Origin of the sequence: Rhodococcus pseudokoreensis, from assembly GCF_017068395.1 — a bacterium.
GTDB classification, from domain to species: domain Bacteria; phylum Actinomycetota; class Actinomycetes; order Mycobacteriales; family Mycobacteriaceae; genus Rhodococcus_F; species Rhodococcus_F pseudokoreensis.
Genome location: NZ_CP070619.1, coordinates 2,297,172 through 2,316,836 on the forward strand (window position 1 = coordinate 2,297,172; position 19,665 = coordinate 2,316,836).

At 68.6% G+C, this 19,665-nt stretch carries 20 protein-coding genes; 6 read left to right on the plus strand and 14 right to left on the minus strand.

The window, feature by feature from the left end; genetic code table 11:
- Nucleotides 1-49: 49 nt before the first annotated feature.
- The gene (locus JWS13_RS15900; protein WP_206006514.1) at nucleotides 50-484 is read left to right on the plus strand and encodes a PAS domain-containing protein; all 435 of its coding nucleotides are present in this window, start codon (nucleotides 50-52) and stop codon (nucleotides 482-484) included.
- Nucleotides 485-624: 140 nt separating this feature from the next.
- Nucleotides 625-1,596, plus strand: a complete 972-nt coding sequence (gene ligD / locus JWS13_RS15905; RefSeq protein WP_206006515.1) for a non-homologous end-joining DNA ligase — start codon at nucleotides 625-627, stop codon at nucleotides 1,594-1,596.
- A gap of 23 nt (nucleotides 1,597-1,619) precedes the next feature.
- Here ligD and JWS13_RS15910 read toward each other — a convergent pair whose 3' ends face one another.
- The 11 genes from JWS13_RS15910 to JWS13_RS15960 form a co-directional block, all read right to left on the minus strand.
- Nucleotides 1,620-3,380 carry an MOSC domain-containing protein gene (locus JWS13_RS15910; RefSeq protein ID WP_206006516.1) on the minus strand — a complete coding sequence of 587 codons (1,761 nt, stop codon included), beginning with the start codon at nucleotides 3,378-3,380 and terminating at the stop codon, nucleotides 1,620-1,622.
- A gap of 512 nt (nucleotides 3,381-3,892) precedes the next feature.
- Nucleotides 3,893-5,107, minus strand: coding sequence for a vWA domain-containing protein (locus JWS13_RS15915; protein WP_206006517.1), 1,215 nt, complete (start codon nucleotides 5,105-5,107; stop codon nucleotides 3,893-3,895).
- The gene (locus JWS13_RS15920; RefSeq protein WP_206006518.1) at nucleotides 5,104-5,766 is read right to left on the minus strand and encodes an SRPBCC family protein; all 663 of its coding nucleotides are present in this window, start codon (nucleotides 5,764-5,766) and stop codon (nucleotides 5,104-5,106) included. The genes JWS13_RS15915 and JWS13_RS15920 overlap by 4 nt, the downstream gene beginning before the upstream one ends.
- A 12-nt stretch (nucleotides 5,767-5,778) precedes the next feature.
- Nucleotides 5,779-6,666, minus strand: coding sequence for an AAA family ATPase (locus JWS13_RS15925; RefSeq protein ID WP_206006519.1), 888 nt, complete (start codon nucleotides 6,664-6,666; stop codon nucleotides 5,779-5,781).
- Complete coding sequence (locus tag JWS13_RS15930) at nucleotides 6,663-7,547, minus strand: XdhC family protein (protein WP_206006520.1); 885 nt, start codon at nucleotides 7,545-7,547, stop codon at nucleotides 6,663-6,665. Before JWS13_RS15930 ends, JWS13_RS15925 begins: the two co-directional genes overlap by 4 nt.
- 29 nt (nucleotides 7,548-7,576) lie before the next feature.
- Nucleotides 7,577-9,979, minus strand: a complete 2,403-nt coding sequence (locus tag JWS13_RS15935; RefSeq protein WP_206006521.1) for an aerobic carbon-monoxide dehydrogenase large subunit — start codon at nucleotides 9,977-9,979, stop codon at nucleotides 7,577-7,579.
- Entirely contained in the window at nucleotides 9,976-10,554 is a 579-nt protein-coding gene (locus JWS13_RS15940) for a (2Fe-2S)-binding protein (RefSeq protein WP_087555046.1), read from the minus strand. Before JWS13_RS15940 ends, JWS13_RS15935 begins: the two co-directional genes overlap by 4 nt.
- Before the next feature lie 2 nt (nucleotides 10,555-10,556).
- Nucleotides 10,557-11,462: an FAD binding domain-containing protein gene (locus JWS13_RS15945; protein WP_206006522.1), complete on the minus strand. Its 906-nt coding sequence runs from the start codon at nucleotides 11,460-11,462 to the stop codon at nucleotides 10,557-10,559.
- 75 nt (nucleotides 11,463-11,537) lie between these two features.
- Nucleotides 11,538-12,680 (minus strand): XdhC family protein, encoded by a 1,143-nt coding sequence (locus JWS13_RS15950; RefSeq protein WP_206006523.1) that lies wholly within the window; start codon nucleotides 12,678-12,680, stop codon nucleotides 11,538-11,540.
- A gap of 38 nt (nucleotides 12,681-12,718) precedes the next feature.
- A complete protein-coding gene (locus JWS13_RS15955) occupies nucleotides 12,719-14,530 on the minus strand; it encodes a DUF4873 domain-containing protein (protein ID WP_206006524.1) in 1,812 nt (603 codons plus the stop codon).
- The gene (locus JWS13_RS15960; RefSeq protein ID WP_206006525.1) at nucleotides 14,527-15,453 is read right to left on the minus strand and encodes an AurF N-oxygenase family protein; all 927 of its coding nucleotides are present in this window, start codon (nucleotides 15,451-15,453) and stop codon (nucleotides 14,527-14,529) included. The genes JWS13_RS15955 and JWS13_RS15960 overlap by 4 nt, the downstream gene beginning before the upstream one ends.
- Before the next feature lie 126 nt (nucleotides 15,454-15,579).
- Between JWS13_RS15960 and JWS13_RS15965 the strand changes: the two genes are divergently transcribed.
- From JWS13_RS15965 to JWS13_RS15980, 4 genes are read left to right on the plus strand one after another with little or no spacing between them, the layout of a single operon-like run.
- Nucleotides 15,580-16,197, plus strand: a complete 618-nt coding sequence (locus tag JWS13_RS15965) for a TetR/AcrR family transcriptional regulator (protein ID WP_206006526.1) — start codon at nucleotides 15,580-15,582, stop codon at nucleotides 16,195-16,197.
- Nucleotides 16,198-16,230: 33 nt separating this feature from the next.
- On the plus strand, nucleotides 16,231-16,548 hold the full coding sequence (locus JWS13_RS15970; protein ID WP_206006527.1) for an ArsR/SmtB family transcription factor: 318 nt from the start codon (nucleotides 16,231-16,233) through the stop codon (nucleotides 16,546-16,548).
- A complete protein-coding gene (locus tag JWS13_RS15975; RefSeq protein ID WP_206006528.1) occupies nucleotides 16,545-17,108 on the plus strand; it encodes an SRPBCC family protein in 564 nt (187 codons plus the stop codon). Before JWS13_RS15970 ends, JWS13_RS15975 begins: the two co-directional genes overlap by 4 nt.
- A gap of 40 nt (nucleotides 17,109-17,148) precedes the next feature.
- Nucleotides 17,149-17,499, plus strand: coding sequence for a VOC family protein (locus JWS13_RS15980; RefSeq protein ID WP_206006529.1), 351 nt, complete (start codon nucleotides 17,149-17,151; stop codon nucleotides 17,497-17,499).
- A gap of 6 nt (nucleotides 17,500-17,505) precedes the next feature.
- On the opposite strand, the gene JWS13_RS15985 is transcribed toward JWS13_RS15980, so the two are convergent.
- The 3 genes from JWS13_RS15985 to JWS13_RS15995 all read right to left on the minus strand — a co-directional run bounded on the left by JWS13_RS15985 (nucleotide 17,506) and on the right by JWS13_RS15995 (nucleotide 19,558).
- Nucleotides 17,506-17,985: a sigma factor-like helix-turn-helix DNA-binding protein gene (locus JWS13_RS15985; RefSeq protein WP_206006530.1), complete on the minus strand. Its 480-nt coding sequence runs from the start codon at nucleotides 17,983-17,985 to the stop codon at nucleotides 17,506-17,508.
- A 125-nt stretch (nucleotides 17,986-18,110) separates the two neighbouring features.
- A complete protein-coding gene (gene arfB / locus JWS13_RS15990; protein WP_241032223.1) occupies nucleotides 18,111-18,572 on the minus strand; it encodes an alternative ribosome rescue aminoacyl-tRNA hydrolase ArfB in 462 nt (153 codons plus the stop codon).
- Complete coding sequence (locus JWS13_RS15995) at nucleotides 18,569-19,558, minus strand: alpha/beta hydrolase (protein WP_206006531.1); 990 nt, start codon at nucleotides 19,556-19,558, stop codon at nucleotides 18,569-18,571. Before JWS13_RS15995 ends, arfB begins: the two co-directional genes overlap by 4 nt.
- Between the last annotated feature and the right edge of the window lie 107 nt (nucleotides 19,559-19,665).

Sequence of the window (19,665 nt, forward strand, 5' to 3'; positions counted from 1 at the left end):
CTGCGGCGACAACGGGACGGGCGGTCGGAATCGGTGAGAGTATAGGGCTGTGAGCGCAGAGGCAGATCATGAGGAGAGACGTCGCCCGATCCCGGAAACCCCATTGGGCTACCTCGAGCAGCTACCCGCCCTCGTCCTGCTCGAGCGCCTACCGGTTCCCGTCCTGGCGGTCGAGGACGACGGCACCGTCGTCCACGTGAACAGTGCTTTCGAGAGGATGCTGGGGCGCCCCGTCGCGTCACTGCGCGGACGTCCGGTGTCCGAACTCCTCGACCTGGACGAAGCGTCGAGTGGCGCCGCCGCGGTCGAACACCTCCGTGAGTCGGCGACCACCCCCGTCGACCTCGCCCATCAGGACGGATCCCGGGTCCGCGCACTCGTCAGCAGGCCCATCCTCCGCCGGCAGGACGACCCGGTGACCCTCGTCTGCTTCCACGACGTCACCGAACAACTGTGGAACGGCGGCCGGGCCCCGGGCTTCTGACCCCGCGCCCACAGATGCAGACGGATTTGCCGGATTCCCACGCAATTGCGCCCGCGTCTGGCAAATCCGTGTGCAAACAGCACGGCGAGGATGGTCGCGAAACCGCGCGGGCCCGATCTGCCGCGGGTTAGGTTGGCTGCATGGCGACCGGTAAGGACAAGTCACCCGCTGTCGAACTGGAGGTCGGCGACCGGGTCGTGCGGATCTCGCACCCGGAGCGCGTCTATTTCCCCGCCACCGGCGCCACGAAACTCGACCTCGCGAACTACTACCTGAGTGTCGGTGACGGGATCGTGCGTGCATTGCGCGAACGGCCCTGCATGATGCACCGCTTCCCGGACGGTCTGAGCGGCGAGAAGGTGCACCAGAAGCGGTTGCCGCACGGGGCGCCGGACTGGGTGCAGACGGTCCGCGTGACGTTTCCGCGGTACAACCGCCACGCCGACGAACTGTGCGTGACGCATCCGGCGGACGTGGTCTGGGCGGTGCAGATGTCGACGGTCGAGTTCCATCCGTGGAACTCGCGCCGCGCGGACGTCGAACGTCCCGACGAGTGGCGGATCGATCTCGACCCCATGCCCGAGTGCGGATTCGACACGGTGCGGCGCGTCGCCGGGGTGGTGCACGAGGTGCTCGACGAACTGGGTGCGACGGGGTGGCCGAAGACGTCCGGCGGCAGCGGCATGCATGTCTACGTCCGGATCCGGCCCGACTGGGGATTCGGCGACGTCCGGCGGGCCGCGCTGGCCTTCGCCCGCGAGGTGGAGCGCAGGGCACCGAAGGACGTGACCACCACCTGGTGGCGGAAGGACCGGGATCCGCGAAAGTTGTTCGTCGACTACAACCAGAACGCCCGCGACCACACCATCGCCAGTGCGTATTCGGTGCGGGGTGTGCCCGACGCGACGGTGTCCACCCCGGTGACGTGGGACGAGATCGACGACGTGGACCCACACGAGTTCACGATCGCCACCGTCCCGAAGCGGTTCGCGACACTCGGTGATCTGCACGCGGGAATCGACGACGCCGTGTTCTCGCTCGAGCCGCTGCTCGAGTGGGCGGACCGTGACGAGGCGGAGGGCGAGTCGGATCCCGGTGGCGCGGAGGACTAGTCGACGCTACAGGTCCAGAACCGCTACAGGTCCAGCACCACGTCGTCCGCGGGACTGGTGCAGCAGATGAGCGCGTTCCCGGCCGCGGGCGGTTCGATGGGTTCCGGGTCGTAGTCGACGGCCCCGGACAGCAGGACCGTTTCACAGGTGTGGCAGACGCCGGTGCGACAGGACCAGCGTGTCGGCACGTCACACGCCTCGGCGAAGTCGAGGAGGGTTCCCCGCCCGGCGTCCCACGGCACGGTGAGCCCGCTGCGCGCGAACGAGACGGAGGGGCCTGCGCCCGGCGGTCCGGACGGCGGATGGGGTGCCCGCGAAGAAGCGTGAACCACACCGGGATTGAGAGCTCCTTCCGCACCGAACGTTTCGACGTGAATCCGCGCGGGGTCGAGCCCGTCAGCGGCGAGCGCGGACCCGAGATCGGCCATGAACGACGCGGGCCCGCACAGATAGGCATCCGCGTCGGCGGGCAGACCGAGACCCGCGATCAGCTCCCCCGTGAGCCGGCCCGCCGTGGTGTAGTCGGCGCCCCTGCTGTCGGTTTCGGCAGGCCTGCTGTAGGCGATGTGCGTACGACTGCCCGGCAACCGGTTCAAGAGGTCGCGGCTCTCCTCGGCGAAGGGATGCTCTGATCCGTCACGGGCACCGTGGACCCACCACACCTGCCGCGACGAACCCGCTTCCACGAGTGCGTACAACATCGACAGCAGGGGTGTGACGCCCACGCCCGCGGACACGAGCACCACCGGTCGCGCCTCGCCGTCCAGGAAGAACGTCCCACGCGGGGCCGCCACCTCGAGGGTGTCACCGAGGCGCACACGGGAATGGACGTATCGGCCTGCCACGCCGTGCGGTTCCCGTTTGACACTGATCCGGTAGTCGGCGGCGCCGGGGCGATTGGACAGCGAATAGCTGCGGATCAGCGGGACTAGAGCGTCGTCGGGGTGCAGGCGCAGTGTGATCGACTGTCCGGCCTGCCAGGACGGCAACGCCGAACCGTCGGGTGCGGCCAACGACAGCGACAGGACGCGGCGGCTCTCCTCGTGAATCCCGGTCACGGTGAGCGAGCGGAAGCCGGGCCACGCCGGCGGCGGGCTGCCTGCGGTCTTCGTCAGCCCGACATTTCCGCCGGCACCCGAGTCGGCTCGGTCCAGAATGTTCTGCAGCGACTCCTTCCACCCGGGACTGAGCGCCGGGATCCGCAACGCCCGTTCGAGTGCGTCCCGGGGGTGGCCGGGCAGATACAGGAGCGCGTCGATCTCCGCGACGGACACCGCTTCCGGGCCCGCCGCGACCTTCACGATGCCCTGCCCGGCCTCGACCTCCCCTTCCTCGATCACCCGGAGGTAGAAGCCGGGCCTGCGGTGGGACACGAGCAACGCCGCCATCTGCGGTTCGTTCATGCGCATGCCCACCCGGTAGCACGTCACGCGAGGCTGGGTGACCTCGAAGACCGCGGTTCCGATCCGGTAGCGATCACCGATGCAGACCTCGTCGTCGGGCAGACCGTCGACGGTGAAGTTCTCCCCGAAATGTCCGGGTTCGAGATCGTCACGGCGGAGGTATTCGCGCCAGTGGCGGTAGGACTCGGTCTGATAGACGAGCACGGCGCGGATCTCACCACCGTGGCCGCCGAGGTCGCCCTGGCCGTCACCGTCGATGTTGAGTCGCCGGACCATCCGCGAGCCGTCGACGGGCCGCTTCCAGACGCCGGTGTGGACCGTCCGTCCTCGCCAGGACACGTCCCGGGGCATCCCGACATTCAGTGAACTGAGCCTGGCCACGGCATTCGCCTCTTCTGGTCGGTACGACACGCGATCGGCCCCCGATCGATCATCTGTCATCCGATCCCGCGGATCAACGACCCGGCATGTGACCGCAACGCGACACGCGCCCCGACCATCCGGCCGAGGCGCGTGTCTCGCATACCGAGCTCTTCCCTACCGGGGCGGCGGGGGCGGTGGCGGCGGAGGCGGTGGCGGGTTGGGATTGCAGAGTTGGCAGCCGTCGACCGGAGGTTTGGGAACGGGTGCATGACAATCGTTCTGACAGGGTCTGGCGCCGGCGATCTCGGCGGTTCCCACCAACGAGATCGACAGGGCCGCGAGGATCGCCCCGATGGCCGCCACGATCCTGGCGGAAGTTCTGGTAGTCGTCATTGTTCCTCCTGTGAGCTGAAGCGCGGTGTGCAGCACCGTCGTTCGAGCATCCGGGAAGGACCCCACCACTGCCAGGCACCCTGGGGGTGGAGTCGGGCCACCCGTTCAGCCCAGCCCCCGTTCAGCCCAGCCCCCGCTCAACCCAGCCGGCCGATCACGTCCAGCACGTCGCGCAGCGCGGACAGCGAGTGCGCGGGGAGGAAGGCGTCGCAGAAGGGCAACGCGGCCGCCATCGAACCGGCGAGCGGCCGGAAGCCGGGGTCACCGGCGCGGGGGTTGAGCCACACCAGGCGATGGGCGCGACGACGCACCCGGGTGAGTGCGTGTGCCAGGCGCTCCGGGTCGTCGCTGTCCCAGCCGTCGGACGCGATGACCACGAGTGCGCCGCGCAGCGCGTTGCCGTGCGGGGACGCGAGCAGTTCACTCACGCTGCCCGCGATGTGGGTGCCCCCGAATCTGTCGACCACCTTCTCGTTCGCCCTGCGGACCGCGGTCTCGGCGCTGCGGTGGGCGAGCACGGGGGTGAGCCTCGTCAGCGACGTGGAGAACGCGAACACCTCCGGTCTGCCCGCGGTCTGCCGTTGCACCGCCGCCCGCATCAGGTGGAGGTAGATCGCGGCGTATGGCTGCATCGACCGGCTCACGTCGCACAGCATGACGATGCGGCGCGGACGGTTCCGGGCGCGGCTCCGCGCGAGTACCACCGGCTCCCAGCCGGTGGCCCTCGACCGGTTCATGGTGGCCCGCAGGTCGATACGCCTGCCGCGGCGATGCACTTCGCGGCGGCGGGTGCGGCGGGACGGCCAGGCCGCGGTGGCCTGTTCCAGCCAGGCTCCGAGGAGCCGGAGGTCGCCGGCGTCGAATCGGGCGAAGGGTTCGTCGGCGCGGGCGACGAGCCTGCTGGGCAGCGTGTCCGGCACGGCGGTGAGCGTGTCGTGAAGGCTGTTTTCGGCGTTGTCGCCGCCGGTCATCAGCGGTCGGGTCATCCACGGCACACCCTCGACGTCCTGCGCGTCGCCGGGCCGGTCGCGGCCGTCGCGGACGGCGGCGAGGGCCGACTCCCGTCCGGCCGCGTTGCGCCGCGCGTGCGGGTCGACCGACAGCAACGCGTCCTCGAAGACCGCGGAGAACACCGCGTCGAACGACGCGAGGTCGTCGACCCGGTTGACGAGCGTCAGCCGCGCCGACCAGTACAGCCGCGAACGTGAACTGGGCGGCGACAGGTGAAGCGCCTGCACGAACACCGCGGGACCGCTCGCCGAGACGACGACGCCGCGGGCCCGCAGACGGGCGACGAGTGCCACGGCGAACGCGGCGAGATCGACACCCCGCAGGATGCCCGACGCGGTCATCGTCGGCGGCGGCCCACCACGAGCACGACCACGATTCCCGCGAGGACGGCAGCGAGGATCGGGGCGTACCGTTTCCACGCACCGGCACCGGACAGCGCCAGCAGGTCGAGCGGCGCCGGTTCGGCGGCGGGCCGTGCCACGGACAGCGTCGTGGTTCCGGCGGCGTCGATGGCGGTACCGACTGATTCGGGTTCGGCCGCGGGCTGATCGGCAGGCCCTCCGGAGAGTCTTGCTTCCAGTGACTCCGCGAACTGTCCCATGAGTTTCTCCGACACCTGCTGGATCATGCCGCTGCCGAACTGCGCGAGTTTGCCGACGATCTTCATGTCGGTGTCGACGGTGACACGGGTGCCGTCGCCCGCCTCGTGCAACTGGGCGGTGATCGTCGCGGACGCGTTGCCGGAACCGCGCGAGTCCCGGCCGCGGGCGTCGATGACGGCGCGGTGCTCCTTCTCGTCGCGCTCGACAAAGGTGGCCTTGCCCTTGAACTCACTCGTCACCGGACCGACCTTGACCTTCACCTTCCCCAGGTAGTCGTCGCCCTCCCGCCCGGTCATCTGCGCGCCGGGCAGCAGCGGGGCAACCTCCTCGAGGTCGCTGAGCACCTCCCACGCCTGCTCGATCGGGGCGCTGACGGTGAACTCGTTGGCGATCTTCATGACGGAAACCTCTCATCCGGTGGCCAGTCCGTGCGCGTAATCGACGAATGCGTCCTGAACCATTGTGCGATCGTCCGGGGTCTTCGCGAGTGCACTCAGGCTCGAGATCGCGTCTTCGCGCACCAGATCGGCCACACCCAGCGCCGCGAGCGCGGACACCCAGTCGATCGTCTCCGCGATTCCGGGGGGCTTGTCGAGATCGAGGTCGCGGGCGCGGCCGACGAATCGGGTGGCGTGCTCGATGAGGAGTTCGGACGCCACAGACACCGTGCGGCGCACGATCGCGGCCGCCCGGGTCGGCTCCGGGTAGTCGATCCAGTGGTACAGGCACCGCCTGCGCAGCGCGTCGTGGAGGTCGCGACTCCGGTTGGACGTCAGGACAACGACGGGATGATGTTCGGCCGTGAACGTTCCCAGTTCCGGAACGGTCACCGACGCCTCCCCCAGGAATTCGAGGAGCAGGGCCTCGAATTCGTCGTCGGCCCGGTCTATTTCGTCGATCAGCAGCACCGGCGGGGTCGGTCCCCGATATCGCACACAGTGCAGGATCGGGCGTTCCAGCAGGAATTCCTCGGTGAACAGGTCGTCCTCGGTGAGTCCGTCGCCCCGCGATTCGGCCAGCCGGATGGTGAGCAGCTGTCGCTGGTAGTTCCAGTCGTAGAGCGCCTCGTTCGCGGTGAGGCCTTCGTAGCACTGCAGCCGGATCAGGGGCGCGCCGAGAACGGTCGCCAGGGCCTTCGCCGCGGTGGTCTTGCCGACGCCGGGTTCGCCTTCGAGCAGCAGCGGACGGCGCAGGACCGCCCCGAGGTACAGGGCCGACGCGGTTCCGAGGTCCAGCAGGTAGTCCTGGGCGTCGAAACGCCGGACCACGTCCGCCACATCCTCGAACCCCTCCGTCATACCGCTCCCGTCTCCGGCGCGAACGACGCCCGGCACCCCGGCCCGCAGAACCAGAAGTCGTGGCCGTCGCGACGGAGGTGGACGGTGTCCGGTCCCACGACGACGCGCATCCCGCACACCGGATCGACCGCCTCCACCGCCGCCTGCCGGGCCGAACCGTCCTCCGGCGCCCGCAGTCCCGCTCTCCGCAGCTGCTGCACCAACTCGGCCGCGATCGACACCGCGATCTCCGCCGACGTCCGCGCCCCGATGTCGAGACCGACCGGGGTGTGCACCCGTGCCCGCTCGGACTCGGTGAGCCCCAGGGTGTCGAGGATGGCTCCCCCGCGGGTCCGGCTGGCGACGAGCCCGACGTAGCCGACGCCGGCGTCGAGCGCCGCACGGATGACCTCCGCTTCGGGTCCGCCGTGGCCGGCGAGCACCACGGCCGTGGTGGCGGCGAACTGCCCGGCGTCGTCGTGCTCGACGGTGAACCCCAGCAGTTCCGCTATGCCCGCCAGACACTGCGCGATCGGTGTGGTGCCGCAGATCCGGACGAGCGGCGGCGGCACCTGCGGCTCCAGGAAGATCTCCATGGCGCCGCCGGACAGGCACGGATTCACCACGACGGCCGCGCCCGGGGTCTCCGGGAACTGCACGGCCCCGTCGGGAAGGACCCGCAGCAGCACGCTCTCGTTGCGCTCCAGCACGCCCAGCGCGGCCGTGCGCACCGAGTTCTGCGCGCACTGCCCGCCGACGAAACCCTCGATCGTCCCGTCCTGCAGGAGGATCGCCTCGTCGCCGGTGTGACTGGACGTCGGCGGCTGCGCCCGCACCACGGTCGCGTGGACGAACGGCCTGCGGTCGCGCACCAGTTGCGCCGCACGCTCTTTCAGATCCATCGGGCCTCCTCGCAGCCGACGGGCGACACTCAGATCGGGGGTGTCGCGCGGCCCTGCATGGCCTCCCACACCCGGGACGGGGTGAGCGGCATGTCGGCGTGCCGAACCCCGAACGGCGCGAGCGCGTCCACGACCGCGTTCACCACGGCCGCGGGCGATCCGACCGTCGCCGATTCGCCGATGCCCTTGGCGCCGATGGGGTGATGCGGCGACGGGGTGACGGTGAAGCCGGTCTCGAGTTTCGGGACCTCCAGCGCGGTGGGGATCAGGTAGTCCATCAGCGACCCGCCGAGGCAGTTGCCGTCCTCGTCGAATTCGATGATCTCCATCAGCGCCATGCCGATGCCGTCGACGATGCCGCCGTGGACCTGCCCCTCGATGATCATCGGGTTGATGCGGGTGCCGCAGTCGTCGACGGCGAGGAACCGCCGCACCTTCACCACGGCGGTGCCGGGATCGACGTCGACGACGCAGAAGTACGCACCGTACGGGTACGTCAGATTCTCGGGGTTGTAGCAGATCTGCGCCTCGAGTCCGCCTTCGATGCCCTCCGGCAGGTCGCCTGCGCCGTGTGCCCGCATCGCGATGTCCTGGATGGTCACCTTCGCCGAGGGGTCACCCTTCACGTGGAATTCGCCCTTCTCCCACTCCAGATCCGCGACCGAGGCCTCGAGCATCCCGGACGCGATGATCTTCGCCTTGTCCCGTACCTTGCGGGCGACCAGCGCGGCCGCCGCCCCGGACACCGGCGTCGACCTGCTGCCGTACGTGCCGAGCCCGAACGGCGTGTTGTCGGTGTCGCCGTGGACCACGTCGATGTCGTCCGGCGGGATGCCGAGTTCCTCCGCCACGATCTGCGCGAACGTCGTCTCGTGGCCCTGCCCCTGGGTCTGCACCGACAACCGGACGACGGCCTTTCCGGTGGGATGGACCCGCAGTTCGCACCCGTCGGCCATGCCCAGACCCAGGATGTCCATGTCTTTCCGGGGCCCGGCACCGACGGCTTCGGTGAAGAACGCCATGCCGATTCCCATCAGCTCACCACGCTCGCGGCGTTCCTTCTGCTCCTCCCGCAGGTGGTCGTAGCCGATCATGTCCATGGCCTTGCGCATGGTGGTCTCGTAGTCACCCGAGTCGTACACCCACCCCGTCTTGCTGGTGTACGGGAACTGTTCCGGCCTCAGCAGATTCTTCAGCCGCAGTTCAGCCGGATCCATCTTCAGGTCGAATGCCAGGCAGTCGACGAGCCGCTCGACGAGATACACGGCCTCGGTGATCCGGAACGAGCAGGCGTACGCCACCCCGCCGGGTGCCTTGTTCGTGTAGACCGCCGTCATCGCGCAGTGCGCCGCCTCGATGTCGTAGCTGCCGGTGAACACGCCGAAGAAGCCCGCCGGATACTTCACCGGGGCCGCGGTGCCGTTGAACGCCCCGTGATCGGCCAGCACCTTCGTGCGGATCGCGAGCATCTTGCCCTCCGCGGTGGCCGCGATCTCGCCGACCATGATGTAGTCGCGGGCGAACCCGGTGCTCATCAGGTTCTCGCTGCGATCCTCCATCCACTTCACCGGTTTGCCCGTCACGAGCGACGCGACGATCGCGCACACATATCCCGGGTAGATCGGCACCTTGTTGCCGAATCCGCCGCCGATGTCCGGCGACACCACCCGGATCTTGTGCTCCGGGATCCCGGAGACCAGGGCGTACACCGTCCGGTGCGCGTGCGGGGCCTGGGACGTGGTGTACAGGGTGAGCTTGCCGGACACCCGGTCGATGTCGGCGATGGCACCGCACGTCTCCATCGGCGCCGGATGCACCCGGGGATAGACGATCTCCTGCTTCACCACCACGTCCGCCTTCGCGAACACGGCGTCGGTCGCGGCGGCATCGCCTGTCTCCCAGTCGAAGCAGTGATTATCTGTCTTGCCGTCGAGGTCGTCCCTGATGACCGGCGCATCGGGCGACAGCGCGGCGCGGGCGTCGACGACGGGGTCGAGCATGTCGTATTCGACGTCGATCAGTTCCAGCGCGTCGCGGGCCGAATAGCGGTCCTCGGCGATGACGAACGCGACCTCCTGGCCCTGGAAGCGCACCTTGTCGGTGGCCAGCACGGCCTGCACGTCGTTGGACAGCGTCGGCATCCACGCGAGGTTCTTCGCGGCGAGGTCGGCACCCGTCACCACCGCAGTTACCTTCGGAAGTTCCTGCGCCGCAGTGGTATCGATGCTCACGATCCGCGCGTGCGCAACCGGCGACCGCAGGATCGCCAGGTGCAGCATGCCGGGGAGGGTGATGTCGTCGACGTAGTTTCCGAGCCCCCGGATGAAGCGGGGATCCTCCTTGCGGAGCATGCGACCGTGGCCGCACGGTTTCTTGTCGTTGTCTACGACGTCGGCGTCGCCCGAGGGCGGACGCGATTCGACGGTGGTCATGACGCACTTCCCACATGTTCTTCGACTGTCTTCGGCGTGCCCTCGGCGCCACGCGTCTTGTCTTCCTGGACGTCCGCGTCGAAGTCGCCCGCCGGTTCGGGCTCGGCGGCCTCACCGGCCCGGTGGTCGGCCGCCCACTGGATCGAGCGCACGATCGTGGTGTACCCGGTGCAGCGGCAGATCTGCCCGGAAATCGCTTCGCGGATGGTGGCCTCGTCCGGGCTCTCCTCGCGGTCGAGCAGGGCCCGCGCCGTCATCATCATGCCGGGCGTGCAGAACCCGCACTGCAGTCCGTGACATTGCATGAAGCCCTGCTGGACGGGATCGAGTTCGCCGTCATGCTCGAGGCCCTCGACCGTGCGGACGTCGTGCCCGCCGGCCATCGCGGCGAGCATCGTGCACGACTTCACCGGATCGCCGTCCACGGTGACGACGCACGTGCCGCAGTTGCTGGTGTCGCAGCCCCAGTGGGTCCCGGTCAGGCCCAACTGGTCGCGGAGGAAGTGGACGAGCAGCATGCGTGGTTCCACCTCGGCGGTCACTGCTTCACCGTTGACGGTCATGTTCACCTGCATGGCTATGCCTCTTCTCCGGTCGGCTCGTGCTCCACGTCGCTGCGGAGCACCCGGTCGACCGCTGTACGGAGTGTGCGGATCGTGAGTTCGGATGCGAGATGGCGTTTGTAGTCGACGGTGCCGCGGGCGTCGCGCACCGGCGAGCAGACCTGCGCGGCCATCCGTCCGGCCTGGGCGAACGCCTCCTCGGACGGGGGGCGTCCGGTCAGGTAGTCGGCGATGTCCGAGAGCCCGGACGGGTCCGGGTCGACCGCGGTCAGGCCGACGGCGGCCCGGGCGATCTCGCCGCCCTCCACGGTGACGGCCGCTCCGGCGGCGGTGACCGCCCAATCCCCGGTTCGCCGTTCGACCTTGGCGTAGGCGCTGGAGCTGTGGCCGTGGACGGGTATCACGATCTCGATGAGCATCTCGTTGTGCGCGAGCGCCGTCTCGTACGGGCCGACGAGGAACTCGGACATGGGGATCTCGCGGCGTCCGCCCGGTCCCTGCACCACGCAGGTGGCGCCGAGGACACCGCAGACCGTCGTGAGGTCCTCGGCCGGGTCGGCCTGGCACAGCGATCCGCCGATGGTTCCGCGGTTGCGGACCACCGGGTCTGCGATCACCTTCTCCGCGTCGCGGAAGAGGGGGAACGCCGCCGCGAGTTCGTCCGATTCGAGGAGCCGGCGGTGCCGGGTCATCGCGCCGATCCGCACCCTCGACCGCTCGGTCGTGATGTATCCGAGTTCGCCCTCGAGGTCGTTGATGTCGATGAGGTACTCGGGATTGGCGAGACGAAGTTTCATCATGGGGAGCAGGCTGTGGCCGCCTGCCACGAGGCGGGCTTCGTCGCCCAGCCGGTCGAGCAGGGCGATCGCGTCGTCGACGCCCGTTGCACGCTCGTATTCGAAGGATCCTGGTACTTGCATTGTGACCTACCTCACAAATGTGGATCCTTTCAGCCTGCGCAAGAACCGGTGGTCCGTCAACCCCGGTGAACCGCCCTATTCGACGAGGGAATCCACCGGTTCCTCGTGGTGGATCCGGCCGCTCGACTCCGCCAGCGGGCGCCCCGTGCCACCCCATCGGCAGGCGATGATCTCGGCGGCGATGGACACCGCCGTCTCCTCCGGGGTGCGGGCGCCGATGTCCAGGCCGATAGGGCTCGACAGCCGGTCGAGTTCGGCGTCGGTGAGACCTGCCTCGCGGAGGCGTTCGCGCCGGTCCAGGTCTGTTCGGCGTGATCCCATGGCACCGATGAACGCGACGTCCGGGAGGCGTAGCGCCGCCTCGAGGAGAGGGACGTCGAACTTGGGGTCGTGGGTGAGGACGCAGATCACGGTCCGGCCGTCGATGGCACCGGCCTCGGCCTGGCCTGCCAGGTACCGGTGCGGCCAGTCCACCACCACCTCGTCCGCGGTCGGGAACCGCGCGTGCGTCGCGAACACCGGCCGGGCATCGCACACCGTCACCCGGTATCCCATGAAGGCGCCCTGCCGGGCCACCGCGGCCGCGAAGTCGATGGCCCCGAACACGAGCATGCGCGGCCGCGGCGCATAGCTGGCGACGAACACCTCCATCCCCTCGCCGCGACGCTGACCGTCGGTGCCGTATGTCAGCACGGTGCTGGTGCCCGCCGCGAGGAGGCCCCGGGCGTCGTCGGTGACGGCGGAATCGGCGCGGTCCGAACCGAGGGCACCGCTCACGTCCTCGGGCCGGACGATCAGCCGGCGCCCCACCCGGGTGGCGTCGGGATGCGCCACGACGGTGGCGACCGCGACCGGCCGGTGGTTCTCGATGTCCCGGACGATCTCACCGAGTTCCGGAAAGTTGTCCCGCGAGACGGGCTCGACGAAGATGTCGATGATTCCACCGCAGGTGAGACCCACCTCGAACGCGTTCTCGTCGCTGATCCCGTACCGCTGCAGCACCGGCGTCCCCGTCGCCGCGACGTCGGTGGCGAGTTCGTAGACCGCCCCCTCGACGCATCCGCCCGACACCGAACCGGACGCGCTGCCGTCGGGTGCCACCACCATGGACGCCCCCGCCGGCCGCGGTGCGGAGCGGAACGTGCGGACCACCGTCCCGACGCCCGCCGTTCCGCCCGCCGTCCACACCGCCATCAGGTCTGCCAGCACGTCGCGCATCAGCACCCTTCCCGCTCGAGTCCGACTCGCCTCCAAGCCTATTCCGCCGACGCGAGTTTGGCCCGGGAGACGGGAACCTCGACGTCGACCGGTGCCAGCGGGAACGGCGGCGTACCGACCCCGGCGATCCGGAAATGGCCCCACGGGTCGCGCTCGGCGAGGGCGGCGGGCACCTCGGGACCGTCGCCGATCGTGAGGAACAGCGGGGTGCGGTTGCGCTGTTTGGCCTCGTCGACGCCGTCGCCGACGACGCGCCCGTACCAGTGGTACAGACCGTCCAGCGGTTCGAGGTGACCGTTCAGGAAGACCTCGACGGCCACGGTCAGGTCGCCGGACGTGAGCACTCCCGGCCCCCGGTACTCGGTGTCGTCCTCTCGTTCGGCGAGCGAACTCAGCTCGAAGTGCCGGTCGTCGGGGGTGCGCAGGCGCCGCCAGTACGACGCGCTCGAGCCCGGCCACGCCGCCCGGTTGTGGCCGGTGGAATCGAGGTACCAGCTGTCGCAACCACCCGAATTCCACACCGAGCCCGCGAGTTTGCGGTGGATCACCCGGTTGAATTCACGCTGTGCGCCCGCCCGCACCTCGATCCGCGTCGCGTCGCGCTTCTTCATCAGCGCCAGGCATCGGGTCACGTAGTGCGCCTGGGCCTCGATGACGAAGACGATCGACTGATTGCCGCCTCCGGAGTTCGGTCCCATCATGAGGAAGAAGTTCGGGAACCCCGTCACCGCGACACCGAGATATGCCTCCATGCCGTCGCGCCAGGCCCGCTGGATCGTCAACCCGCGACGACCCACGATGTGCTCGTTCTCGAATCGGTCGCCGACCGCGAACCCCGTGCCGTAGACGATAACGTCCGCGTCGTGCACCTGTCCGTCCTCGGTGCGGATCCCGCGCTCGGTGATCTCCGAGATGCCCGACGTGACGAGGTCGACGTTCTCCCGCTGCAGGGCCGGGTAGTAGTTGCTGGACACCAGGATTCGCTTGCATCCGATGATGTAGCCGGGGGTCAGGGTGGCACGCAGGGCAGGGTCGCGCACCTGCTTCCGCAACAGTCCCCGGGAGGCCGACTCCAGCACCGTCATCAGCCGTGGGTGCAGGAAACCGGCGATCAGCGATTCGTGGCTCCAGTAGATCGCGTGGCGGTAGGCCTTCTGCACGCCGGGAACAGCCTTGAACACCGCCTTCTCGCCTTTGGTGATCGGGCGGTCCAGCTTCGGCAGGATCCAGTGCGGCGTCCGCTGGAAGACGTCGACGTGTGCGGCCGTCTTCGCGACCTCGGGCACGAACTGCACGGCACTCGCTCCCGTGCCGACGACCGCGACCCGCTTGCCGGTCAGGTCGACCGAGTGATCCCATTCGGCGGAATGGAATGCCGTTCCCCGAAATGACTCTCGCCCGGAGAATGCGGGAACGCTGGGTTTGTGCAGCGGCCCCGGGCCTGCGACGACGATCCGCGGGTGGAACACGGAACCCGCCCGGGTCTCGACCCGCCACCGGTCCGTGGTCTCGTCGAAGTCGTAGGAGATCACCTCGGCGCCGAACCGGATGTGGGGTGCCAGGTCGTAGTCGCGGACCACGCGTTCGATGTAGTCGAGGATCTCGGGCTGCCGCGCGTACATCCGGGTCCATTTCCGGTTGGGCGCGAAGGAGAACGAGTACATCAGCGACATCACGTCGCACCCGCATCCCGGGTACGTGTTCTCCCGCCACGTTCCGCCCACGCGATCGGCCTTCTCGAGGACGACGAAGTTCTCCTGCCCCGCCTCCTTCAGCTTGATCGCCATGCACAATCCGGCGAATCCGGTACCGACGACGAGGACGTCCGGTTCAGCGGTTCCGGGTTTCACAGGAAGCCCCCGCGCCGCCACAGCGCGCGGGAGGTCGCTCGCATCAGGCCGTTCTCCTCGAGGAACGCGGCCAGCGATTCGAACCCGCGGCGTTGATTCTCGCGAAAGTTAGGATTTGCCAGCGCCTGTCGACGCGCCTCCTTCGGATCCAGTCCGGCCCGCTCGTACATGGCCGGGTTGGTGAACAGCCGTTGGAACAGCGGGCCGCCGACCCCCTGCAGCGTGCCGACCCACAGCCGGTCGATCCGGTGGCCTTCCGCGACGCGGCGACGCACCCCCTCGCGGGCGAACCGGATGTGCCGGGACTCCTCGGTGACGTGGATCCGCATCAGCCGGGAGATCATCGGCTGCAACTGCGGGTCTTCGACGACGCGACGCTGCGTGGCGTCGAAGATCTCCTCGCCGATCAGCGCGGCCACCCAGAGCATGGTTCCGCGAAATGTCTTGGGCAGCACGTTGACCACGACGGCCTGGTACCACCGGAGCTGGAAGGGCTTGGCACCCATCTGCTCGATGGCGCGCCCGAACATCGTCATGTGCCTGCATTCGTCGCCCATCTCGGTGAGCATGTACCGGGTGTGCAGCGAACTCGGATCGTTGTGCAGCAACGCGCGCAGCAGCGCCTGGTTGAGGATGTTCTCGAACCAGATTCCGACGCTGAGGATGTTCGCCGATTCCTGCCGGGACAGTTCGATGCGTTGCGCCTCGCTCATCCGGTCCCACATCTCGGTTCCCCACAGGGACAGGACCTGCGGCGGCAGGAAGTACTTGCCGTCCTCGAGCGGCGCGTCCCAGTCGATGTCGACGACGGGTGCGTACGAACGCTTGACGGAACCCGAGAGGAGTCTGCCGGCGACTTCCTCCCGGTCGATCGTGTGTGAACGCTGAGACATCGCTGATCCCTTCGTCGAGAGCGATTCCATCTCGTTGCCGTTTATAGGTAAAACGTAAACCCGGGTGTGATCCAGGTCAATGGTTGTCTGTAACTCGAGTTCACATTTGCGCCTTCCGGTTTGCGCCCACCCCACCCGACCAGCACAATCAGGGCCGTGAGGACGCGGCCGACGACACCGACCCCGAGCGAACTTCGGGAGGTAATCCTCGACGCGGCCGAACAGTGCCTGATCGAACTCGGGTACAGCACCCGACTGCACGCGGTCATCGCCGAGCGAGCGGGACTGTCGCGGCCCACGCTCTACAAGCACGTCGGCGACCAGTCCGCCATCCTCGAGGCTCTCTTCCAGCGGGAGATCTCCCGCTTCTTCGTCGTGCTCGATCCGGTACTGCGGGGACGGCAGAGCCAACTGCAGGTGCGATTCGTCGACGCCATCGTGTTCGCCGTCCAGTACGCACGCGGGCACCGGTTGCTGCAGAAGGGATTGCGCGACGACCCCGAGGTGGTACTCCCCTGGTTCACGGTGAAGGCGAAGCCGATGATCGAACTCGGCGCACAACTGCTGACTCCCCACTTCGAGCGCCTGTTCACTCCCGAGCAACTGTCGGGGGTGAGCCCCGCCGCCATCTCCGAGTGGGCGTTCCGGATCATCGGTTCCCTCGTCATCACGGAGGGAATCGTGGACACGTCCGACGAGCGGGCGTTGCGCGAGTTCGTCCGGTCCCTGCTGTCGATCGCATTCATGCCGCAACCGGACGTTCATATTCCTTGACGCGTATATACGCGTAGGGGCATACTCGGGGTCATGGCACCGGACGTGTTCACCGTGGTCGCCGAACCGCAGCGGCGCAGGATCCTCGAACGGCTGCGGGACGGCCACGCCAGCGTCGGCGAACTCGTCGACCAACTCGCACTGCCTCAGCCGACCGTGTCCAAACACCTGCGGGTGCTGCGACAGGCCGGGTTCGTCACCTGCCGCACCGCCGCCCAGCAACGCATCTACAGCCTCGACCGCGAACCGTTCGACGAGTTCGAACAGTGGTTGCAGCCCTACCGCCGGCTGTGGACACACCACCTCGACGCCCTGGGGCGGCACCTCGATTCAAAGGAGACCTCGTCATGACCGAGTCGGACGCACGACGCGACTACCGGCCCAGCCCGCTCCGGCACGCCGAAGCACAACCCGACGGCGACCGATGGGCATTGACCTTCGTCCGCGACTTCACGCACTCACCGTCGGCGCTGTGGACCGCGCTCACCGACCCCGGCGAACTGCCGCAGTGGGCGCCGTACACCGCGGACCGGGACCTCGGCACGGTCGGTCCCGCCACCCTGACCATGGTCGACGGGCCGGACCGCACCGAACTCGACGGCACCGTGATCCGCGCCGAGGAACCGCACGTCCTCGAACACGCCTGGGGTGACGACGTTCTGCTGTGGACGATCGAGCAGACCGACGCGGGAACGCGACTGACCCTGCGCCACACACTCGACGACCAGCGAACCGCGGCGATGACGGCCGCCGGGTGGCACCTGTGCCTGGACGTCGCCGAGGCCCTGCTCGACGGCCACCCGATCGGGCCGATCGTCGGCGCCGACGCGATGAACTACGGCTGGCGCGCACTCAACGAGCAGTACTCCGAACGCCTCGGCGTCGAACCGATCGACCCGACGCTGCCCTGATCCGCGACGGCCGTCCGCCGCTCCCCGGTACCGTTGACACATGGGCCTGGAATGGGAAGCCGTGGTGGTCAACGCCGTCGATCCGACAGCCCTGGGACGCTGGTGGGCCGAGGCCCTGGGCTGGGGCGCCGTGACCGACTCCGACGGCGACGTCCACATCCGGCCCCGGGCCGACAGCCACCCGGAAATTCTGATCGTCGCCGTTCCGGACCGGAAGCAGATCCCGAACCGGCTCCACCTCGATTTCCGGCCCGACGATCAGCAGGCCGAGGTCGAACGGTTGCTCGCACTCGGCGCCCGGCACGCGGATGTCGGTCAGGGCGAGCAGAGTTGGGTGGTGCTCGCCGATCCCGAGGGCAACGAGTTCTGCGTACTCTCCGGCCGGCGCTGACGCAGATCAGGCCACCTTCGCCCGCAGGGCCCGCAGCGCCTCGTGCTGCACGACGAGAACCCGGCCCACCGGGAGGCCGAGGACACCCGCGGTGTCGTGCGCGGACAGTCCGTCGATGACCCGCAGCAGCACGATCTCCCGCGCGGTGGGACCCAGTCCGTGCAGCAGTCGGGCCACTTCCGCGGGGAGGTCGGGGCTTCCGGAACCGCCCTGCGCGTCCGCGACGATGCGGCTCACCACGCGGTACATCTCGCGGACCGGATGGTCGCTGCGGGCGAGGGACGGAAGCTGCCGTGCCACCGCGAGCAGCGCGGCCTGCGCCACCTCGTCCGCGGGCCGCGTGACCTGCGTGGAATTCCCCACGCGGGTACGGCAATACCGCACCACCTGCGGCCACAGCGCCGCCGTCACCCGCTGCACGGCCTCGCGATCCCCCGCCGCGGCGGCCGTCACCGCCGAATGTAATTCCTCGTCAAGCACACTCATGCTGCCCTCGATCCCCCGACCTCGCCGCCTCCGGTCATCCGTGACGGCGCTTCCGTACTCATCTTCCGACACACGAGGGGGCAACACATCCGGGAAGTTCCCCATTTCCCGGTGCGTGAAACCCCCTACATGTCCGGCTTCCTCCGCAAGTTCTTGGTCTGGCCGCGTTGCTTCTTGGCGTCGAGTCTTCGCCGGTGTGAACCCTTGGTCGCCTTGGTCGGACGCCGGGTGCGGGTTTCGGCCAGGACGGCCGCGCGCAGCAGCGCCGCCATCCGGGCCCGTGCCGCGCGCCGATTGCGTAGTTGCGAACGGGTTTCGGACGCCGTCACGCTGACCACACCGTCAACGAGCCTGTGTCCCAGCTGAACCTGCATGCGTTCGAGCTGGGAGGGCGACAGGGTCGACAACGTCCACAGGTTCACCCGGAGTTCCACCCGCGAGTCCGTGGTGTTCACTCCCTGGCCGCCGGGACCGCCGGCGCGGGAGAACCGCCATTGCAACTCGGCGGCCGGGACGACGAGCGACCGGGTGATCTCCAGGTCGTCGGTGACCTCGCCGCCGGGAAACACCGGAGGAACTTCGCTCACACTCCCAGCGCCCGAGCCAGCACCGGCCAGGAATCGTGAAGATCATCCTGCCAGTATCCCCACGAGTGTGTACCCGAGTTACGGAAACTCGCGGTTGCAGGTATCCCCAGTTCTCCCAAGCGATCCGTGAATCGATGTGTGCAGTAGTTGGTCACCGCTTCGATCGGACCACCCGCGTAGATCTGCCGCGCGAGCACCCCGACGTTCCCGTCGATCCCGGGGCCGCCCAAGGTCTCGTAGCGCCCCGGCAGACCGTTGCCGTTGGAGAGGAACAGTTCCGTGCCGCGCAGTTCGGCGGCGTGCACGTACGGGTCGTTCGCCGACCACGCCGGATCGTCCGGCTCGCCGTACATGTTGGCCGGATTGCCGTAACCGTAGTTGTTCATGGTGATCTTGATGAGCAGCTGGCCGAGCGGATCACTGGTCAGGGCGCAACCGCTGTAGGCGGCGACGCCACGGAACAGGCCGGGGGCGGCGATCGCCAACTGCAGCGCCGCGGTGCCGACCCTGGACATGCCTGCGAGCGCGTTGACTCCGTTCGTGCCGAGAGCCGCGTCGACGACCGGCGGAAGTTCCTGAGTCATAAAGGTCTTCCACTTGTTCACCCCCATGACCGGGTCGGGGCTCTTCCAGTCCGTCCAATACGCGTTCTCGCCGCCGGACGGGCTGACGACGTTCACGTTCTGGTCGGCCAGGAACTCTTCGACATCGGTCTTCTCCCGACGGATCTGGCCGTCGAGGAAGTACAGCGTCGGCCTCGGCGCGCTCGTGTCGGCGGGCCGCTGTACGTACACCGGCACGACGCGTTGCATCGACGCCGAGAAGACGTGCAGCGTCAGATGTCTCGGATCGATAACGGTGACGTGGTCGAGCTTCGAACCGTTCGGCGCTGCCGCGGAACCGAGCGCCCGACCGGTGTCGACGACCGGATCGGCGGCCGCAACGGCGCCGCCGAGGACGAGGGACGTCACGGTGACGGCCGTCACGGCCGCTGTGCGCAATTTCCCCCGAAAGACATGTCGTGTCACGACCGTTTACCGCCCTCCACCCGCACGAATTCCGGTCCCGGGCATGCTAACAGTTCCCGCGATTT

Bases quoted from the DNA above. Each gene is read 5' to 3' on its own strand.
- ligD (WP_206006515.1), top strand. From the start codon at position 625: ATGGCGACCGGTAAGGACAAGTCACCCGCTGTCGAACTGGAGGTCGGC.
- JWS13_RS15915 (WP_206006517.1), bottom strand. From the start codon at position 5,107: ATGACCGCGTCGGGCATCCTGCGGGGTGTCGATCTCGCCGCGTTCGCC.
- JWS13_RS15920 (WP_206006518.1), bottom strand. From the start codon at position 5,766: ATGAAGATCGCCAACGAGTTCACCGTCAGCGCCCCGATCGAGCAGGCG.
- JWS13_RS15925 (WP_206006519.1), bottom strand. From the start codon at position 6,666: ATGACGGAGGGGTTCGAGGATGTGGCGGACGTGGTCCGGCGTTTCGAC.
- JWS13_RS15930 (WP_206006520.1), bottom strand. From the start codon at position 7,547: ATGGATCTGAAAGAGCGTGCGGCGCAACTGGTGCGCGACCGCAGGCCG.
- JWS13_RS15935 (WP_206006521.1), bottom strand. From the start codon at position 9,979: ATGACCACCGTCGAATCGCGTCCGCCCTCGGGCGACGCCGACGTCGTA.
- JWS13_RS15940 (WP_087555046.1), bottom strand. From the start codon at position 10,554: ATGCAGGTGAACATGACCGTCAACGGTGAAGCAGTGACCGCCGAGGTG.
- JWS13_RS15945 (WP_206006522.1), bottom strand. From the start codon at position 11,462: ATGCAAGTACCAGGATCCTTCGAATACGAGCGTGCAACGGGCGTCGAC.
- JWS13_RS15950 (WP_206006523.1), bottom strand. From the start codon at position 12,680: ATGCGCGACGTGCTGGCAGACCTGATGGCGGTGTGGACGGCGGGCGGA.
- JWS13_RS15960 (WP_206006525.1), bottom strand. From the start codon at position 15,453: ATGGAATCGCTCTCGACGAAGGGATCAGCGATGTCTCAGCGTTCACAC.
- JWS13_RS15970 (WP_206006527.1), top strand. From the start codon at position 16,231: ATGGCACCGGACGTGTTCACCGTGGTCGCCGAACCGCAGCGGCGCAGG.
- JWS13_RS15975 (WP_206006528.1), top strand. From the start codon at position 16,545: ATGACCGAGTCGGACGCACGACGCGACTACCGGCCCAGCCCGCTCCGG.
- JWS13_RS15980 (WP_206006529.1), top strand. From the start codon at position 17,149: ATGGGCCTGGAATGGGAAGCCGTGGTGGTCAACGCCGTCGATCCGACA.
- JWS13_RS15985 (WP_206006530.1), bottom strand. From the start codon at position 17,985: ATGAGTGTGCTTGACGAGGAATTACATTCGGCGGTGACGGCCGCCGCG.